Source organism: Pseudomonas fragi (assembly GCF_900105835.1).
In the GTDB taxonomy this organism is placed as follows: Bacteria; Pseudomonadota; Gammaproteobacteria; order Pseudomonadales; family Pseudomonadaceae; genus Aquipseudomonas; species Aquipseudomonas fragi.
Genome location: NZ_LT629783.1, coordinates 3,538,204 through 3,558,493 on the forward strand (window position 1 = coordinate 3,538,204; position 20,290 = coordinate 3,558,493).

The window sequence follows — 20,290 nt, forward strand, 5'->3', positions numbered from 1 at the left end:
CTGAGAGCACGGTCTGGCAGGATGACCGAGCAACTTGAAATTACGACGACTGCGTCGTCGAACGCAGCCTGCGGCAGCTGCTACAAGACCGGGTTACAGCGTCAGCGTGAGCTTTTTGATCAGCGCTCCCGGCAGCAGGTTTGACGCCGTCTGGCGCTGGTCGTAGGTGCTGGCCGACAGCAGCAGCTCGCGCTCGGCGGTCAGTGCTTCCAGTTGCGAACCCAGCAGACTATAGACGCTGTCATCAAACCGCATGGTGTTGACCGGGGCCTTTATCTCGCCGTTCTCGACCCAGAAGGTGGCAAAGCGGGTCATGCCGGTCAGGCGCGCGGCCGGCTGGTCCGAGTAGTTCAGGTACCACAGGTTGCTGATATACAGCCCGGTGCCCAACTGCTTGAGGATGTCAGCCTGTTCCAGCGTCCCTGCCGCCATTGCCAGCGCGCTCGGTGCTTCGTGTTCCGGCGCGCCGTTGACCTCAAGGCCATACTCGGCGGCACTGCGCGAACTCACCAGTTGCTGCTCGGCCTTGCCGTGCTTGACCAGCGACAAGTCCTGACGCGGGTAGCCTTCGCCGGAAAAGGCCGGGCTCAGGGACTGGCTGACCTGCTCGTCAAACGACACCAGCGGGCTCAGCTGGGCATCCCCTGCGTAGAGCTTTTGCAGCGGGCTGGATTTGCTGGCCAGGGCCTGGGCCGAAAAACCACCCCAGCACAGCATGCTCATCACTTCTTCCAGCGCAGCCGGGGCCAGGTAGGCGCGGTATTCACCGGGCGCCAGGGCGTGCAGCGGGCGATCCAGAAAACCCAGTTGCTCGCGGGCCAGTTGCATGCGCCGGGCGAAACGCTCGCTGTCCCAGTCGGCCCCGGCGTAGCTGGCCTTGACCGCCTGCCCGTTACTGTGGAACAGGCTCCAGTCGAAGTTGAAACTATTGGCCTGATGCCAGCCAAAAGCGCCTTCGGAGCTGGCGTAGCCGTAGCTGATCGGGCCGCTGGCATAAAACCCGACCAGATCGACACCTTTGGATGCACTGCGGATTTCCTCCAGAACCCGGGCCGTGTCCGGCAGGGGCTGGCTCTGCTCGGCATGGCTGTGCCACGGCTGCGGGTTGAGCAGCAGGTACGGGTCGACGGGCAGTAACGGCAAGGTGTCGCGCAGTTGCTGCAGCGCTTCGGCCAGGCGGTGTTTGTCGACATTCGACTCACCGGCCAGGGTAAGGCTCACATCGGCGTGGCGGCCATCGTGGATCAGCTTCAGGCTCAGGCTGGCCTGTTGCACTTGCCCTGCCTGACGCACCTTGCCCTTGTTGAAGCGGATAAATTCCGAGGCTTCGCCGTTATAGCCCAGGGTGAATTGCTCGGGCGGGCGGATCGCCTTGCCCAGCCACTCGACCAACGCCTTGAACTGCCCGGCCTGACTCAATGGGGTACTCATCAGGCATCACCTCCAAATACATCGATTTGACTGAACACACAGGCCGGTGACGCGTGGCCCACGCGAATCACCTGGTTGGGCTCACCCTTGCCGCAGTTGGGCGTGCCCAGCACCTTGAAGGTACTGGCGTCGCCCACGGCGCTGAGGTTGCGCCAGAACTGGTCGGAAATGCCCCGGTAGTTGGGGTTCTTGACCACGCCTTTGAGTTCGCCGTTTTCGATCAACTGGCCCCATTCGCAACCGAACTGGAACTTGTTGCGCGCATCGTCAATCGACCACGAGCGGTTGGTGGCCATCAGGATGCCGCTTTCGATACCGCCAATCATTTGCTCCAGCGACTGGTCGCCGGGCTCGATATTGAGGTTGGCCATACGATCGATCGGCGGTCGGTTCCAGCCGCAGGCGCGGCTGTTGGCCACGCCTTCCAGGCCCGAGCGGAACTGCGACAGTGCGCCGCCCAGCGGGCGCAGCAGCAGGCCTTCGCGGATCAGATACTCCTTGTAGGCCGGGGTGCCGTCGTCGTCGAAGCGGTAGCTGGCGAGTTCCTCGGGGATGGTCGGGTCGAAGGTCACGTTCAGCAATTTTGAGCCGTATTGCAGGCTGCCGAAGTCGCTGGCCTTGACGAAGCTGGTGCCTGCGTAATTGCGCTCGTCACCGAGAATGCGGTCCAGCTCCAGCGGGTGGCCGATGGATTCGTGGATTTGCAGGATCATCTGATCGGGCATCAGCAGCAGGTCGCGCTTGCCCGCCGGGGCATTGGGCGCCAGCAGCAATTGCAGGGCCTGGTCGGCGACCTGGGGTGCGGCGCCGATCAGCCCGCAGCGGCTGATCACATCGGCGCCACCTTGCTGGCCAAAGTTCTCGCGGCCCAGGCTGCGGCTCTGGCTGTCGTTGCCGTCATAGGCGGTGACGCTCATGCCCGGGTAGACAAAACGCTGGGCGCGGCGCAGCTCGGCGCCGGCACTGTTCAGGTAAATCTGTTCGACGTGATTGAGGCCCAGTGAAACTACCCAGCTCACCAGCCTCTCGTCCTTGGGCACAGCGGCTGATTCGGCGCCTAGCAGCTCGAAGCACTCACTCAGTGACGGGAAGGCCTGGTCGAGGTCTGGGGAGAAAAAGTCGGCGCGCTCATGGGACACCGGTTCCTGGCTCAGGTTGAGCAGGGCATGCCCGGCGATCAGTTGGGCCTGGGTTTCGGCGCGATCAAGCGCGGCCTGCAGACCGGCCTGGGACAGGTCATTGGTGGCGGCATAAGCCTCGATACCGCGCAACCGCACGGTCAGCATGGCGCCCTGGTCGTGACTGAATGAGGGAGGCTCTGCGACGTTCTTGCGTACCGACAGGTATTGCCCGGACTCGCGTACATAACGTAACGAAAAGAACTCGGCCCGGGTGCGCAGCGCGTCAAAGCGCTGCTTGAGCTGAGGGTAGAAATCGAACATGCACAGACCTCCTTGGACTTGGTGGGTCTGTGGGAGCGGGCTTGCTCGCGATGCAGGCAGTGCGGTTAACCCGCTGGACCGCGCCGATGCCATCGCGAGCAAGCCCGCTCCCACAGGGGGGCGCGTAGCGTGTTAAACCGGGCAACCCTTGGCGCGCAGGATGGCGTCAAAACGGTCCGGGTCCAGGGTGCCTTCTTCGATTGCCTTGAGCGTCGCCTGTTCACGAGCCAGCAGGTCGTGGCAACGGATCAGCAATTCCGGCAGTTCACTGCGCGAAGCCGCAACTACGCCGTCACCATCGCCAATCATCAGGTCGCCTGGCATTACCAGCATGCCGGCACACGAGATTGGCACGTTGATTTCGCCGCCGCCGTCAGTGCTCGGGCCGCGGTGTACGCCGCCAATGGCGTAGGCCGGCAGTTCACCGGTTTGCCATTCGTCGAGGTCGCGCAGGGCGCCGTTGATCACCACGCCGATAATCCCGGCCTTGAGGGCCATGGCGCGCATGATGCCGCCGAATACGGCACGGGTCAGGTCGGCGCTGCCGTCGATCACCAGCACATCGCCAGGGCGGGCCATTTGCATGGCTTTGAGGATCATCAGGTTGTCGCCCGGGCGTACGCGAACGGTCAGGGCGCTGCCCAGCATCGGCCGATTGCCGTGGAAAGACTTCAGGCCCAGACCGCCGACGTTGCGGCCCAGACAGTCACTGACAGCGGCTGCGGGGATCTTGCTGAATTCGGTAAGCCATTTTGGATCGAGAGGTTCTGCGTTTGGATTAATCAGAAAGCCGGTCGGCCATTTGCTCGAAGAGACAACATCAAACATAGAAAACCTCTTGGCCAGGCAAGGCTGGCATGTCGGGTGGGGCGGGGGGGTGTGGCGCGAAGCGAGGTACTAGAGTAGTGCCTGCGTTGAGGCCGGGGCAAGCGGGGCAAGATGAAACTCAAGAGTTACACAAAATTCGTAGCAGCTGCCGAAGGAACGAGGCTGCGTCCGGTTGCGAAGCGACCGTGAAACCAGATGACGCGATTCATCGGAAGAACCGCGTCACCTGAATTTACGACGGTTGTGCCGCCGGACGTAGCCTCGCTCCGCTCGTCAACTGCTACGGACAGTGCTTACTGCGCGGTACGGCTTACTTCACGCAGTGGCTTGCCGCGCACCGGTGCGTCGCCTGCAACGTAGTAAGCAGCAGTGCTGCGTGGTTCCGGCTGGCGGCCACGGATCTTGTCGGCGATTTTCTCGGCGATCATGATCGTCGGCGCATTGAGGTTGCCGGTGGTGATCAGCGGCATGATCGAGGCATCGACCACACGCAGCCCCTGCATCCCGTGCACACGGCCTTCAGCGTCGACCACGGCCATCTCGTCGGTGCCCATCTTGCACGAGCACGACGGGTGGAAAGCGGTTTCGGCGTGTTCGCGGATAAAGGTATCCAGCTCTTCGTCGGTCTGCTTGTCGATGCCCGGGCTGATTTCACGGCCACGGTAAGCATCCAGTGCCGGCTGCTGCATGATTTCGCGGGTCAGGCGGATGCCGTCACGGAATTCCTGCCAGTCCTGCTCGCTCGCCATGTAGTTGAAGAGGATGCTCGGGTACTCGCGCGGGTCCTTGGACTTCACGTTGATCCGGCCACGGCTCGGCGAGCGCATGGAACCCATGTGCGCCTGGAAACCGTGCTCTTTCACGCCATTGCTGCCGTTGTAGTTAATCGCTACCGGCAGGAAGTGGTACTGGATGTTCGGCCATTCGAATTCTTCGCGGGTGCGAATAAAACCACCGGCTTCGAACTGGTTGCTGGCGCCGATGCCCTTGCCCAGGAACATCCACTCTGCGCCGATGGCCGGCTGGTTCCACCACAACAGTGACGGGTACAGGGAAACCGGCTGGGTGCAGGCGTATTGCAGGTACAGCTCAAGGTGGTCCTGCAGGTTCCGGCCAACGCCCGGCAGGTCGTGAACCACCGGGATGTCGAGGCTGTTGAGCAGTTCGGCCGGGCCGACACCGGAACGTTGCAGCACGGTCGGCGAACCGATGGCGCCGCTGCACAGCAGTACTTCTTTACGCGCCTTGGCCTGGATACGGGTGTCGCTGTCGCCGACCATGTAGGACACGCCTACCGCACGCTTGCCTTCAAACAGGATCTTGTCGGTCAGGGCGTGGGTGACGATTTTCAGGGTCGAACGCTGCTTGGCCGTGTCCAGGTAGCCGCGGGCGGTGCTGGCGCGACGGCCGTTGGGCGTCACGGTACGGTCCATCGGGCCGAAACCTTCCTGCTGGTAGCCGTTCAGGTCTTCGGTGCGCGGGTAGCCGGCTTGCACGCCGGCTTCAACCATGGCGTGGAACAATACGTTGTTGCCGGCTTTTGGCGTGGTCACGCTGACCGGGCCATCGCCACCGTGGTAGTCGTTAGGGCCGATGTCGCGGGTTTCGGCCTTGCGGAAGTACGGCAGGCAGCTGAGGTAATCCCAGTCTTCAAGACCTGGCATTTTTGCCCAGCCGTCATAGTCCATCGCGTTGCCGCGGATGTAGCACATGCCGTTGATCAGGGACGAGCCGCCCAGGCCCTTGCCGCGACCACATTCCATGCGACGGTTGTCCATGTGCGGTTCCGGGTCGGTCTCGAAGGCCCAGTTGTAGCGGCGGCCTTGCAGCGGGAACGCCAGTGCGGCAGGCATCTGGGTACGGAAGTCGAAGCGGTAGTCCGGGCCGCCTGCTTCAAGCAGCAGCACGGTGACGCCCTGGTCTTCAGTCAGACGGGTCGCCAGGGTGTTACCGGCAGAGCCGGCACCAATGATGATGTAATCGAATTCTTGGGACATAAATGCACCCTCTTGGAAGTGATGGCAGAACCCGTGGGAGCGGGCTTGCTCGCGATTCATGCAACGCGGCCTGTCTGGCAGACCGCAGCCATTCCATCGCGGGCAAGCCCGCTCCCACAGGGTTTATGTGGGCCTGTCGGTTTAGAACACCGAAACGTAGTCGCCCAGCTCTACCTGTACCGATTTGACCTGGGTGTACTGAGCCAGCGAGCTGATGCCGTTTTCACGACCGATGCCCGACTGCTTGTAACCGCCAACCGGCATTTTTGCGTCGGACTCGCCCCAGGCATTGATCCAGCAAATGCCCGCTTCCAGTTGGTGAATCACGCGGTGAGCGCGGTTCAGATCCTTGGTCACGACACCTGCGGCCAGGCCGAATTCGGTGTCGTTGGCGCGGCGGATCACTTCTTCTTCGCTGTCGTAGGTGAGGATGCTCATCACCGGGCCGAAGATTTCTTCCTTGACGATGGTCATGTCGTCGGTGCAGTCGCTGAACACGGTCGGTGCCACGAATGCGCCCTTGGCCAGGTCGCCTTCGGTCAGGCGTTCGCCGCCGCACAGCAGGCGGGCGCCTTCTGCCTTGCCCTTGGCAATGTAGCCCAGCACGCTTTCCATGTGAGCAAAGCTGACCAGCGGGCCGAAGTTGGTGTTTTCGTCTTCCGGGTTGCCGATGCGGATGCGCGCAACGCGCTCCAGGATCTTGGCTTCAAACGCCGCTTTCAGGGTTGTCGGGATAAACACGCGGGTGCCGTTGGTGCACACCTGGCCCGAGCTGTAGAAGTTGGCCATCATCGCGGTATCGGCGGCGCGATCCAGGTCGGCGTCGTCGAAAATGATCAGTGGCGACTTGCCGCCCAGTTCCATGGTCACGTCTTTGAGCGACGACTGGGTAGCGCTGGCGGTGACTTTCTTGCCGGTGTCGGTGCCGCCGGTGAACGAGATTTTCTCGATGCGCGGGTGCTCGGTCAGCCAGGTGCCGACTTCACGGCCGCTGCCGGTCAGGACGTTGAACACGCCATCCGGCAGGCCTGCTTCGGTGAAGATCTCGGCCAGCTTGAGGGTGGTCAGCGAGGTGACTTCGCTCGGCTTGAAGATCATCGCGTTGCCGGCAGCCAGGGCCGGTGCGGATTTCCACAGGGCGATCTGGATCGGGTAGTTCCACGCGCCGATACCGGCCACAACGCCTAGCGGCTCGCGACGGGTGTAAACGAAAGAGGTGGTGCGCAGCGGGATCTGCTCGCCTTCGATGGCGGGCGCCAGGCCTGCGTAGTATTCCAGTACGTCGGCACCGGTGACGATATCGACGTAGCGGGTTTCGGAGTACGACTTGCCGGTGTCCAGGGTTTCCAGGGCGGCCAGTTCATCGTTGCGCTCGCGCAGGATTTCCACGGCGCGACGCAGGATGCGCGAACGCTCCATGGACGTCATGGCGGCCCAGATTTTCTGGCCTTTTTCAGCGCTGACAACGGCGCGTTCGACGTCTTCTTTGGTAGCGCGTTGCACTTGCGCGAGGACTTCGCCGTTAGCCGGGTTGATGGCATCGAAAGTAGCGTCGCTACCGGCGTCGGTGTAGCCGCCGTCGATGTAGAGTTTTTGCAGTTCGAAACGGGCCATATATCCTCGCAAGTGCATAAGTGGTTGGGCTAAAAAACTACTGCGCTAGGCAATACTGCGTTGAAAGCCTCCTCGTAATGCTCATTGACTAAAGTCAACTCCGCTTACTCGTCGGCTTTCGCCTTGTCTTGCCGTCGCTCGCTACGTTTTTTGAAGCGCATAGTTCATTAGGTGGCTAGGTTGTTTGAAAGTGCCCTAACTCACCTGTTTCGCCAGTTGTAGATCCATATATTCGTAGCAGATGCGTTGTGCCTGGTCGGTGTCGAAGCCGTCACCGGAAAGGGCACCCCGCAACCATAGACCATCGATCAGCGCTGCCAGGCCCCGTGCTGCATTACGGGCCTGGGCCTGGGGCAGTACTCGGCGGAACTGGCAGCACAGATTGGAGTACAAGCGGTGGTCGTTGATGCGCTGCAATCTGTGCAACGACGGTTGGTGCATGCTGGCGGCCCAGAAGGCCAGCCAGGTTTTCATTGCCGGGCCATTAACCTGGCTGGCGTCGAAGTTGCCCTCGACGATTACCTGCAAATGCGCCCGCGGGCTGTCGTCGGCCAACGCCTGGCGGCGTTCGGTGACGTTGTCGATCAAGACGTTCATCAAGTACCGCATGGTGGCGGCAATCAGACCGTTCTTGTCTTTGAAGTAGTGACTGATGATGCCGTTCGACACACCGGCCAGACGGGCAATCAGCGCAATGCTGGCATCTGCCATCCCGACCTGATCGACAGCCGTCAAGGTGGCTTCGATCAACTGCTGGCGGCGTATGGGTTGCATACCGACCTTGGGCATTTCGTGAATCTCCTTGGGCCGGCGAGCAGTGCAAGAAACATCACTGAACGGCAGCCAGTCTATTTTGTTTTGATTGAACGTTCAATCAACAAAGAATAGTATCTGCGACAATTCGTCGCGATTGATGCCGTTTTCCTAAGCATGAATGGCGCAAAACGACATGGCAAAAGCACTGGAACCCCAGTGGCAGCGGGCTTGCTCGCGAAGGTCTAACGATACGCACACTAACGGATTAGATGCGGTGCCCTTGAGGCCTTCGCGAGCAAACCCGCTGCCTTTGACAGCATTGGTCTGGGCGGGTCCGGTTTTTTAGCGGTGTCTTTATATCATCCGACCGCCGGTCGCTATCTAAGCGATTGGTCGGGTGGTGCCTTGCCTCAAGTTTTTCTCTCGCGCTGCCTGGAGCATCCGTGCCATGAGTTCTGCTTCTCTAATAAAGACCCCACCGCAGAAGGTGACGGTCAACGGTTGGGTGTTTTACACCTCCACTGCCTTGATACTTTTACTGACTGCCATCCTGATCATCGCCCCCGAAGAAGCGGGCCGCATTCTGGGTGTTGCCCAGGAATGGCTGTCGCGCAGCTTCGGCTGGTATTACATGGTGGTGATCGCCGCTTACCTGATCTTTGTGGTCGGTCTGGCGTTTTCGTCCTACGGCAAACTGAAACTGGGGACCAAGCAGGACACCCCGGATTTCAGCTATGGCGCCTGGGCCGGCATGCTGTTTTCGTCCGGTATCGGTATTTCGCTGCTGTACTTCGGCGCTTCCGAGCCGCTGGACCACTACTTCAACCCGCCTGAAGGCGTGTCGGGCAGCCATGAAGCGGCGCGTCAGGCACTGCAACTGACGTTCCTGCACTGGGGCCTGCATGGCTGGGCGATCTACGCGCTGGTCGGCCTGGCCGTGGCCTATTTTGCCTACCGTCACAACCAGCCGCTGGCGTTGCGTTCGGCGTTGTACCCGTTGATGGGCGAGCGTTGGGTCAAGGGCGCAGCGGGCCATGCGGTAGACGGTTTCGGCATGTTCGTGACCCTGCTGGGCCTGGTGACCAACCTGGGCATTGGCTCGATGCAAGTGTCGTCGGGGCTTGAGAACCTGTTCGGCATGGAGCACAGCAATACCAACCTGCTGATCGTGATCATCGTGATGAGCACCGTGGCGACCATCGCGGCGGTTTCGGGCGTTGAAAACGGTATCCGTCGCTTGTCCAACCTGAACATCATCCTGTTCAGCGGCCTGCTGATTTTCGTGCTGTTGTTCGGCCCGACCCTGCACCTGCTCAACGGCTTTGTGCAAAACACCGGCGATTACCTCAACGGTATCGTGATGAAAACTTTCGACCTGTACGTGTACGAAGGCGATAGCAAGAAAACCGAGGGCTGGCTGGGCCTGTGGACCCTGTTCTACTGGGCGTGGTGGATTAGCTGGGCCCCATTTGTAGGGATGTTTATCGCGCGCATTTCCCGTGGTCGTACCGTGCGCGAGCTGGTGGCGGGCGTGTTGCTGATCCCGCTGGGCTTCACCCTGGCCTGGTTGTCGATCTTCGGTAACTCGGCGCTGGACCTGGTGGTTAACCACGGTGCCGTGGAGCTGGGCAAGACGGCGCTGGAGCAGCCATCGATGGCGATTTACCAACTGCTTGAGCATTACCCGGCGTCGAAAATCGTGATTGGCGTGTCGATCTTTGTCGGCTTTGTACTGTTCCTGACCCCGGCGGACTCCGGCGCGGTGATGATGGCCAACCTTTCGTGCAAAGGCGGCGACGTGGATGAAGATGCGCCGCACTGGTTGCGCATTTTCTGGTCGGCGGTGATCACCCTGGTGACCATCGGCCTGCTGTTTGCCGGCAACTTCGCCGCCATGCAAACCATGGTGGTGCTGGCGGGTCTGCCGTTTTCGGTGGTGTTGATCCTGTTTATGTTCGGCCTGCACAAGGCGATGCGTCAGGACACCCTGGTTGAACAGGAACAAGCCGAGCTGGCTGCCCGTGGCCGTCGTGGTTTCAGCGAGCGTCTGACTGCCCAGGACCTGCAACCGACTCAAGCCGTGGTGCAGCGTTTCATGGACAAACACGTGACCCCGGCACTGGAAGACGCGGCGGCACAATTGCGCAGCCAGGGGCTTGATGTGCAGACCCTGCTGGGCAGCGCCAAGCGGTGCATGGGCGTGCGGGTGGAGATGGAAGAAGGCAACCCGTTTGTCTACGAAGTCAGCCTGGATGGTTACCTGGCCGCGCCAAGTGAGTCTGAACAGGATGAAGTGCGCAGCCGTTATTACCGGGCCGAGGTGTACTTGCACAACGGCAACCAGGAGTACGACCTGATGGGCTTCACCCAGGAGCAAATCAGCCGTGATGTGCTCGATCAGTTTGAAAGCCATCGCCAACTCCTTGGCCGTGTTTATAGCTAAGCACTGAGAACTCGTGTGGGAGCGGGCTTGCTCGCGATGCCAGCGACGCGGTGTATCAGGTACACCGCGCTGATGTTATCGCGGGCAAGCCCGCTCCCACAGGACTCGCGGCTATCAGCCCAGATTCTTGCCCAGCAACGCGTGATACAGCTCGGTATCCCCCAGTATCCCCACCACTTTGTGATTGTCGTGCAGCACCAGTTTGTTGCCGGTCTGGTAACGGATCTGGAGTGCATCGCGCATGCCGATACCACTGTCCACCAGCGTCGGCCCGCGGCCAAGCCCTTCTACCGCCTGCCCGGTTTTCCAGTGTTGCAGGTCCACCACGCTGGCACCCTGGCGCACACCCTTGATGGTGTTGCCTTCAGCCAGGTCAATCCACGAATCATCCCCCGGATCAATGCACACCGAGCCGTTGATGCGTTTGCAGTTGTCCAGTGTGCGCATCAGGCTGCGCCCGCACAGCACGTTGAGCGGGTTGGTATGGGCCACAAAGGTGCGCACATAGTCGTCGGCAGGGTTAAGCACGATTTCTTCGGGCTTGCTGTACTGCACGATCTTGCCGTCTTTCATGATTGCAATGCGGCTGCCCAGCTTGAGCGCTTCGTCAAGGTCATGGCTGACGAAAACGATGGTCTTGTTCAGCTTGTGTTGCAGCTCCAGCAACTCGTCTTGAAGGCCCTGGCGGATCAATGGGTCCAGCGCCGAGAAGGGTTCGTCCATCAGCAGGATGTCGGCGTCCATCGCCAGCGCCCGCGCCAGGCCAACCCGTTGCTGCATGCCGCCGCTCAACTCGTCGGGCTTTTTGTTGCGCCATTGGGTCAGGCCCACCAGTTCGAGCTTCTCGTCCACCAGGGTACGGCGTTCCTTTTCCGGGCGGCCCTGCATCTCCAGGCCGAAGCTGATGTTTTCGCGCACTGTCAGCCAGGGCATCAGGGCGAATTTTTGAAACACCATGGCGATGCGTTTGGTGCGCATCATTTTCAGTTCGGCGGGGGTGCATGATGCGATGTCGATCTGCTTGCCTTCGTGCTCCACATACAGCTGGCCACGGCTGACCGTGTTGAGCCCGTTGATACAGCGCAACAGGCTGGACTTGCCCGACCCGGACAAGCCCATCAGCACGCAGATTTCACCTTTGTCGATGTCCAGGCTGGCTTTTTCAACGCCGACGATCTGCCCGGTTTTTTTCAGGATCTGATCCCGCGACAAACCCTGATCCAGAAGGCTGAGCGCTTCACGCGGGTCTTTGGCAAAGATCACGTCCACATTATCGAAACGAATAATACTCATGCGTCGGCTCCTGCTTTGGCGTCCGGCTGCTTGCAGATACGGTCGAGCATGATGGCCAGCAGCACAATCGCCAGTCCGGCTTCAAAGCCCAATGCGATATCGGCCGTGTTCAGTGCGTTGACCACCGGTTTGCCCAGGCCATCGGCCCCTACCAGCGCGGCGATCACCACCATCGACAGCGACAGCATGATGCACTGGGTAATCCCGGCGGCGATGCTCGGCATGGCGTGGGGCAGCTCGATACGGGTGAGCAGCTGGCGCCGCGAACAACCGAAGGCCTTGCCGGCATCGAGCAGCTCATGGGGTACGTCACGGATGCCCAGGTAGGTGAGGCGGATCGGCGCGGCAATCGCAAACACCACCGTGGAGATCAGCCCCGGCACCACGCCCAGCCCGAACAGGGTCAGGGTCGGGATCAGGTAAACAAAGGTCGGCACGGTCTGCATCAGGTCGAGCACCGGCCGCATAAAGGTGTAGAACATCGGTTTGTGCGCCGCGAGTATCCCCAGCGGCACGCCGATGATCACGCACACGAAGGTGGCGAACAGCACCTGGGCCAGGGTTTCCATGGTTTCTTGCCAATACCCCAGGTTGAGGATCAGCAGAAACGACAGCGCCACAAAAACCGTGAGCCCCCATTTGCGCTGGATAAAGTGGGCGAGCAGGGCAATCAGCCCGATAAATACGAAGGGGTTGAACCAGGTCAGGGTGAAGGTCACCGCGTGGATCATGGCTTCCAGTGTGCTGGCGATGGCATCGAAGATATTGGCACCGTGCTGGGTCAGCCATTCGACGAAGCGTGCGATGTAATCACCCAAAGGGATTTTTTGATCAATCAGCATGGTAGTGAACGTCCGCATGCAGGGAAATTGAAACGGAGCCGGGTGCAGTTACCCCCCGGCGTCCGCGATTACTTCGCGAGGCTGGCTTTGACCGCCTCAAGCCCCGGTTTGCCATCCACCGTGGTGACGCCCGCCAGCCAGGTTTCAAGCACTTGCGGGTTCTGTTTGAGCCAGGCTTTGGCGGCCGCGTCGGGTTTGATCTTGTCGTCCAGCACCTTGCCCATCAGGGTGCTTTCCATGTCGAGGGTAAATACCAAGTTTTTCAGCAGTTGCCCGACGTTGCTGCACGCTTCGGTGTAGCCCTTGCGGGTATTGGTGTAGATGGTTGCCTGGCCATAATTGGGGCCGAAGAACTCGTCGCCGCCGGTGAGGTATTTCATTTTGAAGCGGGTGTTCATCGGGTGCGGTTCCCAGCCCAGGAACACCACGTCGGTACCTCGGCGCTGGGCGCGGTCAACCTGCGACAGCATGCCTGCCTCACTCGATTCAACCACCTTGAAGCCGGCATCTTTCAAGCCAAAGGCGTTCTTGTCGATCATGGTCTGGATCATGCGGTTGCCGTCGTTGCCCGGCTCGATGCCGTAGATCTTGCCGTCCAGCTCCTTCTTGAACTTGGGTAAGTCGGAGAAGTCTTTGAGGCCCTTGTTGTAGAGCGCTTCGGGTACGGCGAGGGTGTATTTGGCGTTCTCCAGGTTGGCGCGCACGGTCTCGACGGTGCCTGCGTCGCGGTAGGCCTTGATGTCGTTTTCCATGGTCGGCATCCAGTTGCCCAGGAACACATCCATGTTCTTGCCATCGGCCAGCGACTTGTAGGTGACCGGTACGGAAATCATGGTGGTTCTGGTCTTGTAGCCGAGGCCCTTGAGTATCTCGCTGGTAACGGCGGTGGTGACGGTGATGTCGGTCCAGCCGACATCCGAGAAATTGACGGTGCTGCATTGCTCCGGTTCTGCGGCCTGGGTGATGACGGGCAGACTCAGCAATGCAGCCAACAACAACGATGAGGAATGTTTCATGGATCGACTCCTGTGTGTCCGGGTTGCGGTTTTTCGATCGAAAAGCCGCAGGTATCAGTTGCGGTCGGGCGATGGTCGGCAGGGGACTGTGCCGGCGCATCTTGCAATCGAGTCGGGACTGATCATGTAACAGCGAAAATCAAACGCCTACAGGGGGCGTCGCATCCAGTACAGGCAGGGTCGTATCTGATACCAGCGAGGTCGTATCTGGACGAACGAGGCTCGAAAACTGCCTTTTCCGTGCATCTGCACCCCATAAAACGTCGGGGGCGCTGGCAGGCAAAGGCGGGTCGTAGCTGGACGTTTTTGCCGAGGGCAAACACCCCATGATGCAAGGCATTGACCCCCGAGGCTCGTGCTCATGGCTATCAGCGTGTTTGACCTGTTCAAGATCGGTATCGGCCCTTCCAGCTCCCACACCGTAGGCCCGATGCGGGCGGCGGCGCTGTTTGTGCAGGGCCTGCGCGAGCGCGACAAGTTGCAACGGGTACGCCGTATCGAAGTGCAACTCTATGGTTCGCTGTCGGCCACCGGTATAGGCCACGGCAGCGACAGCGCAGTGATCATGGGCCTGATGGGCGAATGGCCGGACGCCATTGACCCGGCGCTGATCGGGCCGCGCATTGCCGAGCTGCAACACAGCGAAAGGTTATTGCTCGATGGCTACCTGCCGATCCCGTTCGTGTGGGCGCAGGACATGCGCCTGATTGACGAGAACCTGCCGTTTCACCCCAACGCCATGACTCTGGTCGCGCACACCGAAACCGCTGAATTGCATCGCGACACTTATTACTCGGTGGGCGGCGGTTTTGTGGTGGACGCGGCACAGGCCGCCAGCGGTGTGCTGGATATGGATCGCACCGAGTTGCCCTATGACTTCAGCAGCGCCGTCGAACTGCTCGAGCTGTGCCGCACCCATCACCTGAGCGTGGCGGCCTTGATGCTGGCCAACGAACGCACATGGCGCAGCGAAGACGAAATCCGCTGCGGCCTGATCAAACTTTGGCGCGCCATGCAGGACTGTGTAGAGCAAGGCTTGAAACACGAAGGCATCCTGCCCGGTGGTCTTAATGTGCGTCGTCGTGCAGCGCGCTTGCACCGCAGCCTGCAGGAACTGGGCAAACCCAACGTCATCGGCTCGACCCTGAGCGCGATGGAATGGGTCAACCTGTTTGCCCTGGCGGTCAACGAAGAAAACGCCGCTGGCGGGCGCATGGTCACGGCGCCCACCAACGGTGCAGCGGGGATCATCCCGGCGGTACTGCACTACTTTATGAAATTCAGCGATGAAGTTAGCGAGGCCAATGTGGTGGACTACCTGCTGAGCGCAGCGGCGATCGGTATTTTGTGCAAAAAGAACGCCTCGATCTCCGGGGCGGAGGTGGGCTGCCAGGGCGAGGTGGGTTCGGCGTGTGCGATGGCGGCCGCGGGGCTGGCGCAAATCCTCGGTGCCACCCCGGAGCAACTGTGCAACGCCGCGGAAATCGGCCTGGAGCACAACCTGGGCCTGACCTGCGACCCGGTGGGCGGGCTGGTGCAGGTGCCTTGTATCGAGCGCAACGCCATTGCAGCGGTCAAAGCGATCAATGCGGCGCAAATGGCCTTGCGGGGCGATGGTCAGCACTTTATTTCCCTGGACCGGGTGATCCGCACCATGCGCGACACTGGCGCCGACATGCACGACAAATACAAGGAAACCTCGCGCGGCGGCCTGGCGGTCAGCGCGGTGGAATGCTGACCCCCCCCCCCATTATCTGTGGGAGCGGACTTGCTCGCGATTGGATCGCTGCGGTCTGACATCTACACCGCGTCGATGCCATCGCGAGCAAGCCCGCTCCCACAACAAGCCTGTTACTGCTGCATCGGCGCTTTTTCAGCGCACGGCGACCCGTTTTGGCGCACTCGTACTTTTGGTGACATCCTGTAACTGAGCTGCTCCTACATCCTTCCCACAAGTGCTACCGATGTGCTCAACAGCATCGGTCAGCACCTGTGTACCTGCGTTTAACCGGCGTTTTCCCATCACCCGTCCAGACACATTGCGACGTCGTTTTCAGGCTTTGTTGAATAGCCATTCAACTTTAGGCATGGCATTTGCGTTGTCATCTTAAAGCCCCGTGAAACGAGGGTCATAACAAGAGCCTGCGCCTGAGGCCATCACCCGCTTTGTGTGAGGAGATACCGCGATGACGTCGTTCAACTCCGGGGTTCAACCCCAGAACCGTACGCCTCAATCCATCGGCTTTCTGCTGCTGGACAATTTCACGCTCATTTCCCTGGCATCCGCGATAGAACCCTTGCGCATGGCCAACCAGTTGTCGGGCCGTGAGTTGTATCGCTGGAGCACCCTCAGCGCCGATGGCAGCCAGGTCTGGGCCAGTGATGGTCTGCAGGTGACCCCCGACGCCAGCATGCACAAGGCTCCGGCGCTGGATATGGTGATTGTTTGCGGAGGTATCGGTATTCAGCGCACCGTGACCCGTGAGCATGTCTCATGGCTGCAGAGCCAGGCGCGCCAGTCGCGCCGCCTGGGTGCCGTGTGCACCGGCAGCTGGGCCCTGGCCTATGCCGGCTTGCTCGACGGTTTTGATTGCAGCGTGCACTGGGAATGCCTGGCCTCGATGCAGGAAGCCTTCCCGCGGGTGGCCATGAGCACGCGGCTGTTTACCCTCGACCGCAGCCGCTTTACCAGCTCGGGCGGCACCGCACCGCTGGACATGATGCTGCACCTGATCAGCCGTGATCATGGCCGTGAGTTGTCGGCGGCGATTTCGGAAATGTTTGTGTATGAACGCATCCGCAACGAGCAGGATCACCAGCGCGTACCGCTCAAGCACATGCTGGGCACCAACCAGCCCAAGTTGCAGGAAATCGTCGCGTTGATGGAGGCCAACCTCGAGGAGCCCATCGACCTGGATGAGCTGGCGGTTTATGTGACGGTGTCGCGGCGTCAGTTGGAGCGCCTGTTCCAGAAGTACCTGCATTGCTCGCCGTCGCGCTATTACCTGAAATTACGGCTGGTGCGGGCGCGGCAATTGCTCAAGCAAACGCCGATGTCGATTATCGAAGTGGCGGCGGTGTGCGGGTTTGTGTCCACGCCGCATTTTTCCAAGTGCTACCGCGAATACTTCGGCATTCCGCCACGGGACGAGCGTGTGGGTTCCAACACCGCACAGCAGACCACCCTGGTGCAGATTCCGCAGTCGCTGTTGCTGGCGCCGCTGGCCGGGCCGATGTCGGCGTTGAACCAGGCGCGCAATGAGTCGACGTTTGCCAGTGTGAGGCTTTAACAGGCAAAAGCGCCCTGATCCTGGCCCTCTCCTTCCGGGAGAGGGTTGGGGTGAGGGGCTTTTGCTTTTGCCTTACCCGACCTTGCTCTGCTTGAACTGCGCCAGCCCCGGCAGCAACTGGCGGTCAATCGCCTCGCGCACCGCAGGCAAGATGGTTGCGCTGCCGGTGTAGAGCTTTTCAACCAGCCCCTTGAGTGCGCGGGCATTGGTCTCGTTCAGCCCGCACACTGCCGCGGTGCAAGCCTGCTCCGCCGTGCCAGACACTTCAAAGCCCAGCGAGCGCAGTTGGCCAACCAGATCCTGTTCATCAATCAAATCCGCGTGCATCATGACTTTTTATCCTTCTACAAAGCGCGATCGAAGTTTGATTCTGGTAGGGCTTCGGGCCGGGGGCAAGGATGGTTTGGCGGGATGTCCTGCATGCCTAGCTGCAGGTCGTTTTTGGCTAAGTGCCCGGCGCAGGGTTGGGCACACTGGGGGCAGTAACATCCTCGATGGTTTGGTCACCGTCCTGCATCACACGCACTTGGCCCCGAATCTGTCACGGCAGGTTCGGGGCTTTTTTAACCTTTGAGCAACGCCGCACACGCCGCCTTGAACGCTTCATGCTGGTATTTGTTCAGCGAGGCGGGCAGGTCGAAAGCGTGTTTTTTGAACTGTGCGTTGAGGGTTTGCGGGGACAGCAACTGCACCTGGCAATCGTCCAGCAACTGGATGATGCCTTCGATCTTGAACGTGGTCGGGCCACCGGCAAACTCGCCCTTCTTGCTGCGCTTTTTAATGGCGATACGGGTGATGCCGTTGCTTTTCACAAAGGCTGCAAGCTGCGCTGCGAAGGCTTTGACGTTGGCAGCCTCGTCATCGTCGTCCAGGGCAATTTTTTTGGTCGCGACAGCCACATGCTCAAGGTCGGGACCGGCCAGGGCAAAGATGGCTTCGCTGCCTTTGATTTCGATACCGCAAATAGTCATAAAAACCCTGGTTGATAAGTTGAAACTATTCTTGTGGGAAAGGTCAGTCCTGCCCGATCGATTCCAGAAACTCCGAGCGATCGTCGCTGATGCGCGCCATGCAGTCGTTCTGGGCGATGTTGAACGCTTCGGTACCGGCGGTGGCGGGGAACACGGCAATTGCGCAATCGGCGTCGCGCTGGTGCAGCCACAAGGCCTGGGCAGTCTTGATCTTGCTCAGGATGTTATTGAGCTGGGTGGCGTTACTGCCGTACAGCGAAGTCATGCGCTCCTGCAGGGCTTCGTAGTTCTCGCTCAACAACTGCTCGGCCGCATTTTTGCTGAACACCGAGCACGCCAGGGTCTGCCGGTCGTTTTCCACCGCGTCGCACGGGTTGTAGTCGGCATTTTCAGCTGCATGGGCGCCGCCGGTGATCAATGCCAAGGCCAGGAGAATCGATTTCATTGCCGCTTCCTAATCCATAGTTGGCGCCGATTCTGGCTCAAGCGTGGGCCAAAGAACAGCCACGGCGTGCAGGTCATGATTTTGCCGCTGCCACGCTTTGTCGTGGTTTGACGCTTTCGGCAATTGCGCTGTCGCTTTTGCACCCGGCTGCTTTTGACCCCGAGCCTATGCTGGCCCCAATAGCGCCGGCAGACGATTCGGCGCAGCAAACGCCAATAAGGGGACGCCTGATGAGCCCAGCCGAGTTGCACGCAGACAGCATCGTTATCGACGGGCTGATCATTGCCAAATGGAACCGCGAACTGTTTGAAGACATGCGTAAAGGTGGCCTCACCGCAGCCAACTGCACCGTGTCGGTGTGGGAAGGCTTCCAAGCCACGATCAACAACATTGTCGCCAGCCAGACCCTGATCCGTGACAACAGCGACCTGGTGATCCCGGTCAAGACCACTGCTGATATCCGTCGGGCGAAGGAGCAGGGCAAGACCGGGATCATCTTCGGCTTCCAGAATGCCCATGCCTTTGAAGACCAACTGGGCTATATCGAGATCTTCAAGCAGCTCGGCGTTGGCGTGGTGCAGATGTGCTACAACACCCAGAACCTGGTGGGCACCGGCTGCTACGAACGCGATGGCGGGCTCTCGGGTTTCGGCCGCGAAGTGGTGGCTGAAATGAACCGTGTCGGGATCATGTGCGACCTCTCTCACGTCGGCTCGAAAACCTCGGAAGAGGTGATCCTGGAATCGAAAAAACCGGTCTGCTACTCCCATTGCCTGCCGTCCGGTCTTAAAGAGCACCCGCGCAACAAATCCGACGCCGAACTCAAGTTTATTGCTGACCACGGTGGCTTTGTCGGTGTGACCATGTTCGCGCCGTTTCTGGCCAAGGGCATTGACTCGACCATCGACGACTACGCCGAAGCGATCGAATACACCATGAATATTGTCGGCGAAGACTCGATCGGTATCGGCACCGATTTCACCCAGGGCCACGGCCAGGATTTCTTTGAAATGCTGACCCATGACAAGGGCTACGCCCGCCGCCTGACCAGCTTCGGCAAGATCATCAACCCGCTGGGCATCCGCACCGTGGGCGAGTTCCCCAACCTCACCGAAACCCTGCTCAAGCGCGGCCATAACGAGCGCGTGGTGCGCAAGATCATGGGCGAGAACTGGGTCAACGTGCTCAAGGACGTCTGGGGCGAATAACGCCAAGGCATCGTTTGCGTAGCAGCTGCCGAAGGCTGCGTCCGGCTGCGAAGCAGTCGCAAACCCATATTGCACATTTTGCCTGTGAAGGCGCGGTGACCGGTTTTACGACCGCTTCGCGCTCGAACGCAGCCTTCGGCAGCTGCTACGGGACTTGATCATCTTCTGGAGTTGTATTCATGGCTAAAATCGCCCCGCAATTGCCTATCGAAGTCGACAGCGAAACCGGCGTCTGGACCTCCGACGCCCTGCCGATGCTCTATGTGCCGCGCCACTTTTTCGTCAATAACCACATGGGCATCGAAGAAGTCCTGGGCGCCGACGCCTACGCCGACATTCTCTACAAGGCCGGCTACAAATCCGCCTGGCACTGGTGCGAAAAAGAAGCTGAATGCCACGGCATCGAAGGCGTCGCAGTGTTCGAGCACTACATGAAACGCCTGTCGCAGCGTGGCTGGGGCCTGTTCACCATTCAGGACATCGATCTCGACAAAGGCACCGCCACCATCAAGCTGGAACACTCCTGTTTTGTCTATGTGTACGGCAAGGTCGGGCGCAAGGTCGACTACATGTTCACGGGCTGGTTTGCCGGGGCAATGGATCAGATCCTGCACGCCCGTGGCAGCAACATCCGCACCGTGGCAGAACAGGTTTATAGCGGATCGGAAGAAGGCCACGACCACGGCCTGTTTATCGTCAAGCCGTTGTAAGTCG

Annotated in this window: 17 protein-coding genes; 5 read left to right on the forward strand and 12 right to left on the reverse strand. The window is 60.2% G+C overall.

Annotated features, from left to right (window positions below; genetic code table 11):
* Positions 1–93 precede the first annotated feature (93 nt).
* From BLU25_RS16180 to betI, 6 genes are all read right to left on the reverse strand, one after another.
* Positions 94–1,431: a TldD/PmbA family protein gene (locus BLU25_RS16180; RefSeq protein WP_016782590.1), complete on the reverse strand. Its 1,338-nt coding sequence runs from the start codon at positions 1,429–1,431 to the stop codon at positions 94–96.
* Positions 1,431–2,873 (reverse strand): TldD/PmbA family protein, encoded by a 1,443-nt coding sequence (locus BLU25_RS16185; protein ID WP_016782589.1) that lies wholly within the window; start codon positions 2,871–2,873, stop codon positions 1,431–1,433. Before BLU25_RS16185 ends, BLU25_RS16180 begins: the two co-directional genes overlap by 1 nt.
* A 132-nt stretch (positions 2,874–3,005) precedes the next feature.
* Positions 3,006–3,701 (reverse strand): RraA family protein, encoded by a 696-nt coding sequence (locus BLU25_RS16190; RefSeq protein WP_083369728.1) that lies wholly within the window; start codon positions 3,699–3,701, stop codon positions 3,006–3,008.
* A gap of 293 nt (positions 3,702–3,994) precedes the next feature.
* Positions 3,995–5,698: a choline dehydrogenase gene (gene betA, locus BLU25_RS16195; protein ID WP_016782587.1), complete on the reverse strand. Its 1,704-nt coding sequence runs from the start codon at positions 5,696–5,698 to the stop codon at positions 3,995–3,997.
* Positions 5,699–5,839: 141 nt separating this feature from the next.
* On the reverse strand, positions 5,840–7,312 hold the full coding sequence (gene betB, locus BLU25_RS16200; RefSeq protein ID WP_083369729.1) for a betaine-aldehyde dehydrogenase: 1,473 nt from the start codon (positions 7,310–7,312) through the stop codon (positions 5,840–5,842).
* A gap of 195 nt (positions 7,313–7,507) precedes the next feature.
* Positions 7,508–8,101 (reverse strand): transcriptional regulator BetI, encoded by a 594-nt coding sequence (gene betI / locus BLU25_RS16205; RefSeq protein ID WP_016782585.1) that lies wholly within the window; start codon positions 8,099–8,101, stop codon positions 7,508–7,510.
* 472 nt (positions 8,102–8,573) lie between these two features.
* Between betI and BLU25_RS16210 the strand changes: the two genes are divergently transcribed.
* Positions 8,574–10,511: a BCCT family transporter gene (locus BLU25_RS16210; protein WP_228795944.1), complete on the forward strand. Its 1,938-nt coding sequence runs from the start codon at positions 8,574–8,576 to the stop codon at positions 10,509–10,511.
* Between the two features lie 114 nt (positions 10,512–10,625).
* On the opposite strand, the gene choV is transcribed toward BLU25_RS16210, so the two are convergent.
* The 3 genes from choV to BLU25_RS16225 all read right to left on the reverse strand — a co-directional run bounded on the left by choV (position 10,626) and on the right by BLU25_RS16225 (position 13,662).
* Complete coding sequence (gene choV / locus BLU25_RS16215) at positions 10,626–11,804, reverse strand: choline ABC transporter ATP-binding protein (RefSeq protein ID WP_016782583.1); 1,179 nt, start codon at positions 11,802–11,804, stop codon at positions 10,626–10,628.
* The gene (gene choW / locus BLU25_RS16220) at positions 11,801–12,646 is read right to left on the reverse strand and encodes a choline ABC transporter permease subunit (protein ID WP_016782582.1); all 846 of its coding nucleotides are present in this window, start codon (positions 12,644–12,646) and stop codon (positions 11,801–11,803) included. Before choW ends, choV begins: the two co-directional genes overlap by 4 nt.
* A gap of 68 nt (positions 12,647–12,714) precedes the next feature.
* Positions 12,715–13,662, reverse strand: a complete 948-nt coding sequence (locus tag BLU25_RS16225) for a choline ABC transporter substrate-binding protein (RefSeq protein ID WP_016782581.1) — start codon at positions 13,660–13,662, stop codon at positions 12,715–12,717.
* Between the two features lie 361 nt (positions 13,663–14,023).
* Here BLU25_RS16225 and BLU25_RS16230 point away from each other — a divergent pair, with 361 nt between their 5' ends.
* Both BLU25_RS16230 and gbdR read left to right on the forward strand, forming a co-directional pair.
* The gene (locus BLU25_RS16230) at positions 14,024–15,400 is read left to right on the forward strand and encodes an L-serine ammonia-lyase (RefSeq protein ID WP_083369730.1); all 1,377 of its coding nucleotides are present in this window, start codon (positions 14,024–14,026) and stop codon (positions 15,398–15,400) included.
* A 448-nt stretch (positions 15,401–15,848) separates the two neighbouring features.
* Positions 15,849–16,952: a choline metabolism transcriptional regulator GbdR gene (gene gbdR, locus BLU25_RS16235; protein WP_016782579.1), complete on the forward strand. Its 1,104-nt coding sequence runs from the start codon at positions 15,849–15,851 to the stop codon at positions 16,950–16,952.
* A 72-nt stretch (positions 16,953–17,024) separates the two neighbouring features.
* Here the strand turns inward: gbdR and BLU25_RS16240 are convergent, their stop codons facing one another.
* From BLU25_RS16240 to BLU25_RS16250, 3 genes are all read right to left on the reverse strand, one after another.
* Positions 17,025–17,282 carry a hypothetical protein gene (locus BLU25_RS16240; protein WP_016782578.1) on the reverse strand — a complete coding sequence of 86 codons (258 nt, stop codon included), beginning with the start codon at positions 17,280–17,282 and terminating at the stop codon, positions 17,025–17,027.
* Between the two features lie 233 nt (positions 17,283–17,515).
* A complete protein-coding gene (locus BLU25_RS16245; RefSeq protein WP_016782577.1) occupies positions 17,516–17,923 on the reverse strand; it encodes a DUF3010 family protein in 408 nt (135 codons plus the stop codon).
* A gap of 43 nt (positions 17,924–17,966) precedes the next feature.
* Positions 17,967–18,368, reverse strand: coding sequence for a lysozyme inhibitor LprI family protein (locus BLU25_RS16250; protein ID WP_016782576.1), 402 nt, complete (start codon positions 18,366–18,368; stop codon positions 17,967–17,969).
* A gap of 230 nt (positions 18,369–18,598) precedes the next feature.
* On the opposite strand from BLU25_RS16250, the gene BLU25_RS16255 reads away from it, so the two are divergent.
* Together BLU25_RS16255 and BLU25_RS16260 are read left to right on the forward strand one after the other, a co-directional pair.
* Positions 18,599–19,576 (forward strand): dipeptidase, encoded by a 978-nt coding sequence (locus tag BLU25_RS16255; RefSeq protein ID WP_016782575.1) that lies wholly within the window; start codon positions 18,599–18,601, stop codon positions 19,574–19,576.
* Positions 19,577–19,755: 179 nt separating this feature from the next.
* A complete protein-coding gene (locus BLU25_RS16260) occupies positions 19,756–20,286 on the forward strand; it encodes a DUF5943 domain-containing protein (RefSeq protein ID WP_016782574.1) in 531 nt (176 codons plus the stop codon).
* Positions 20,287–20,290: the final 4 nt, after the last annotated feature.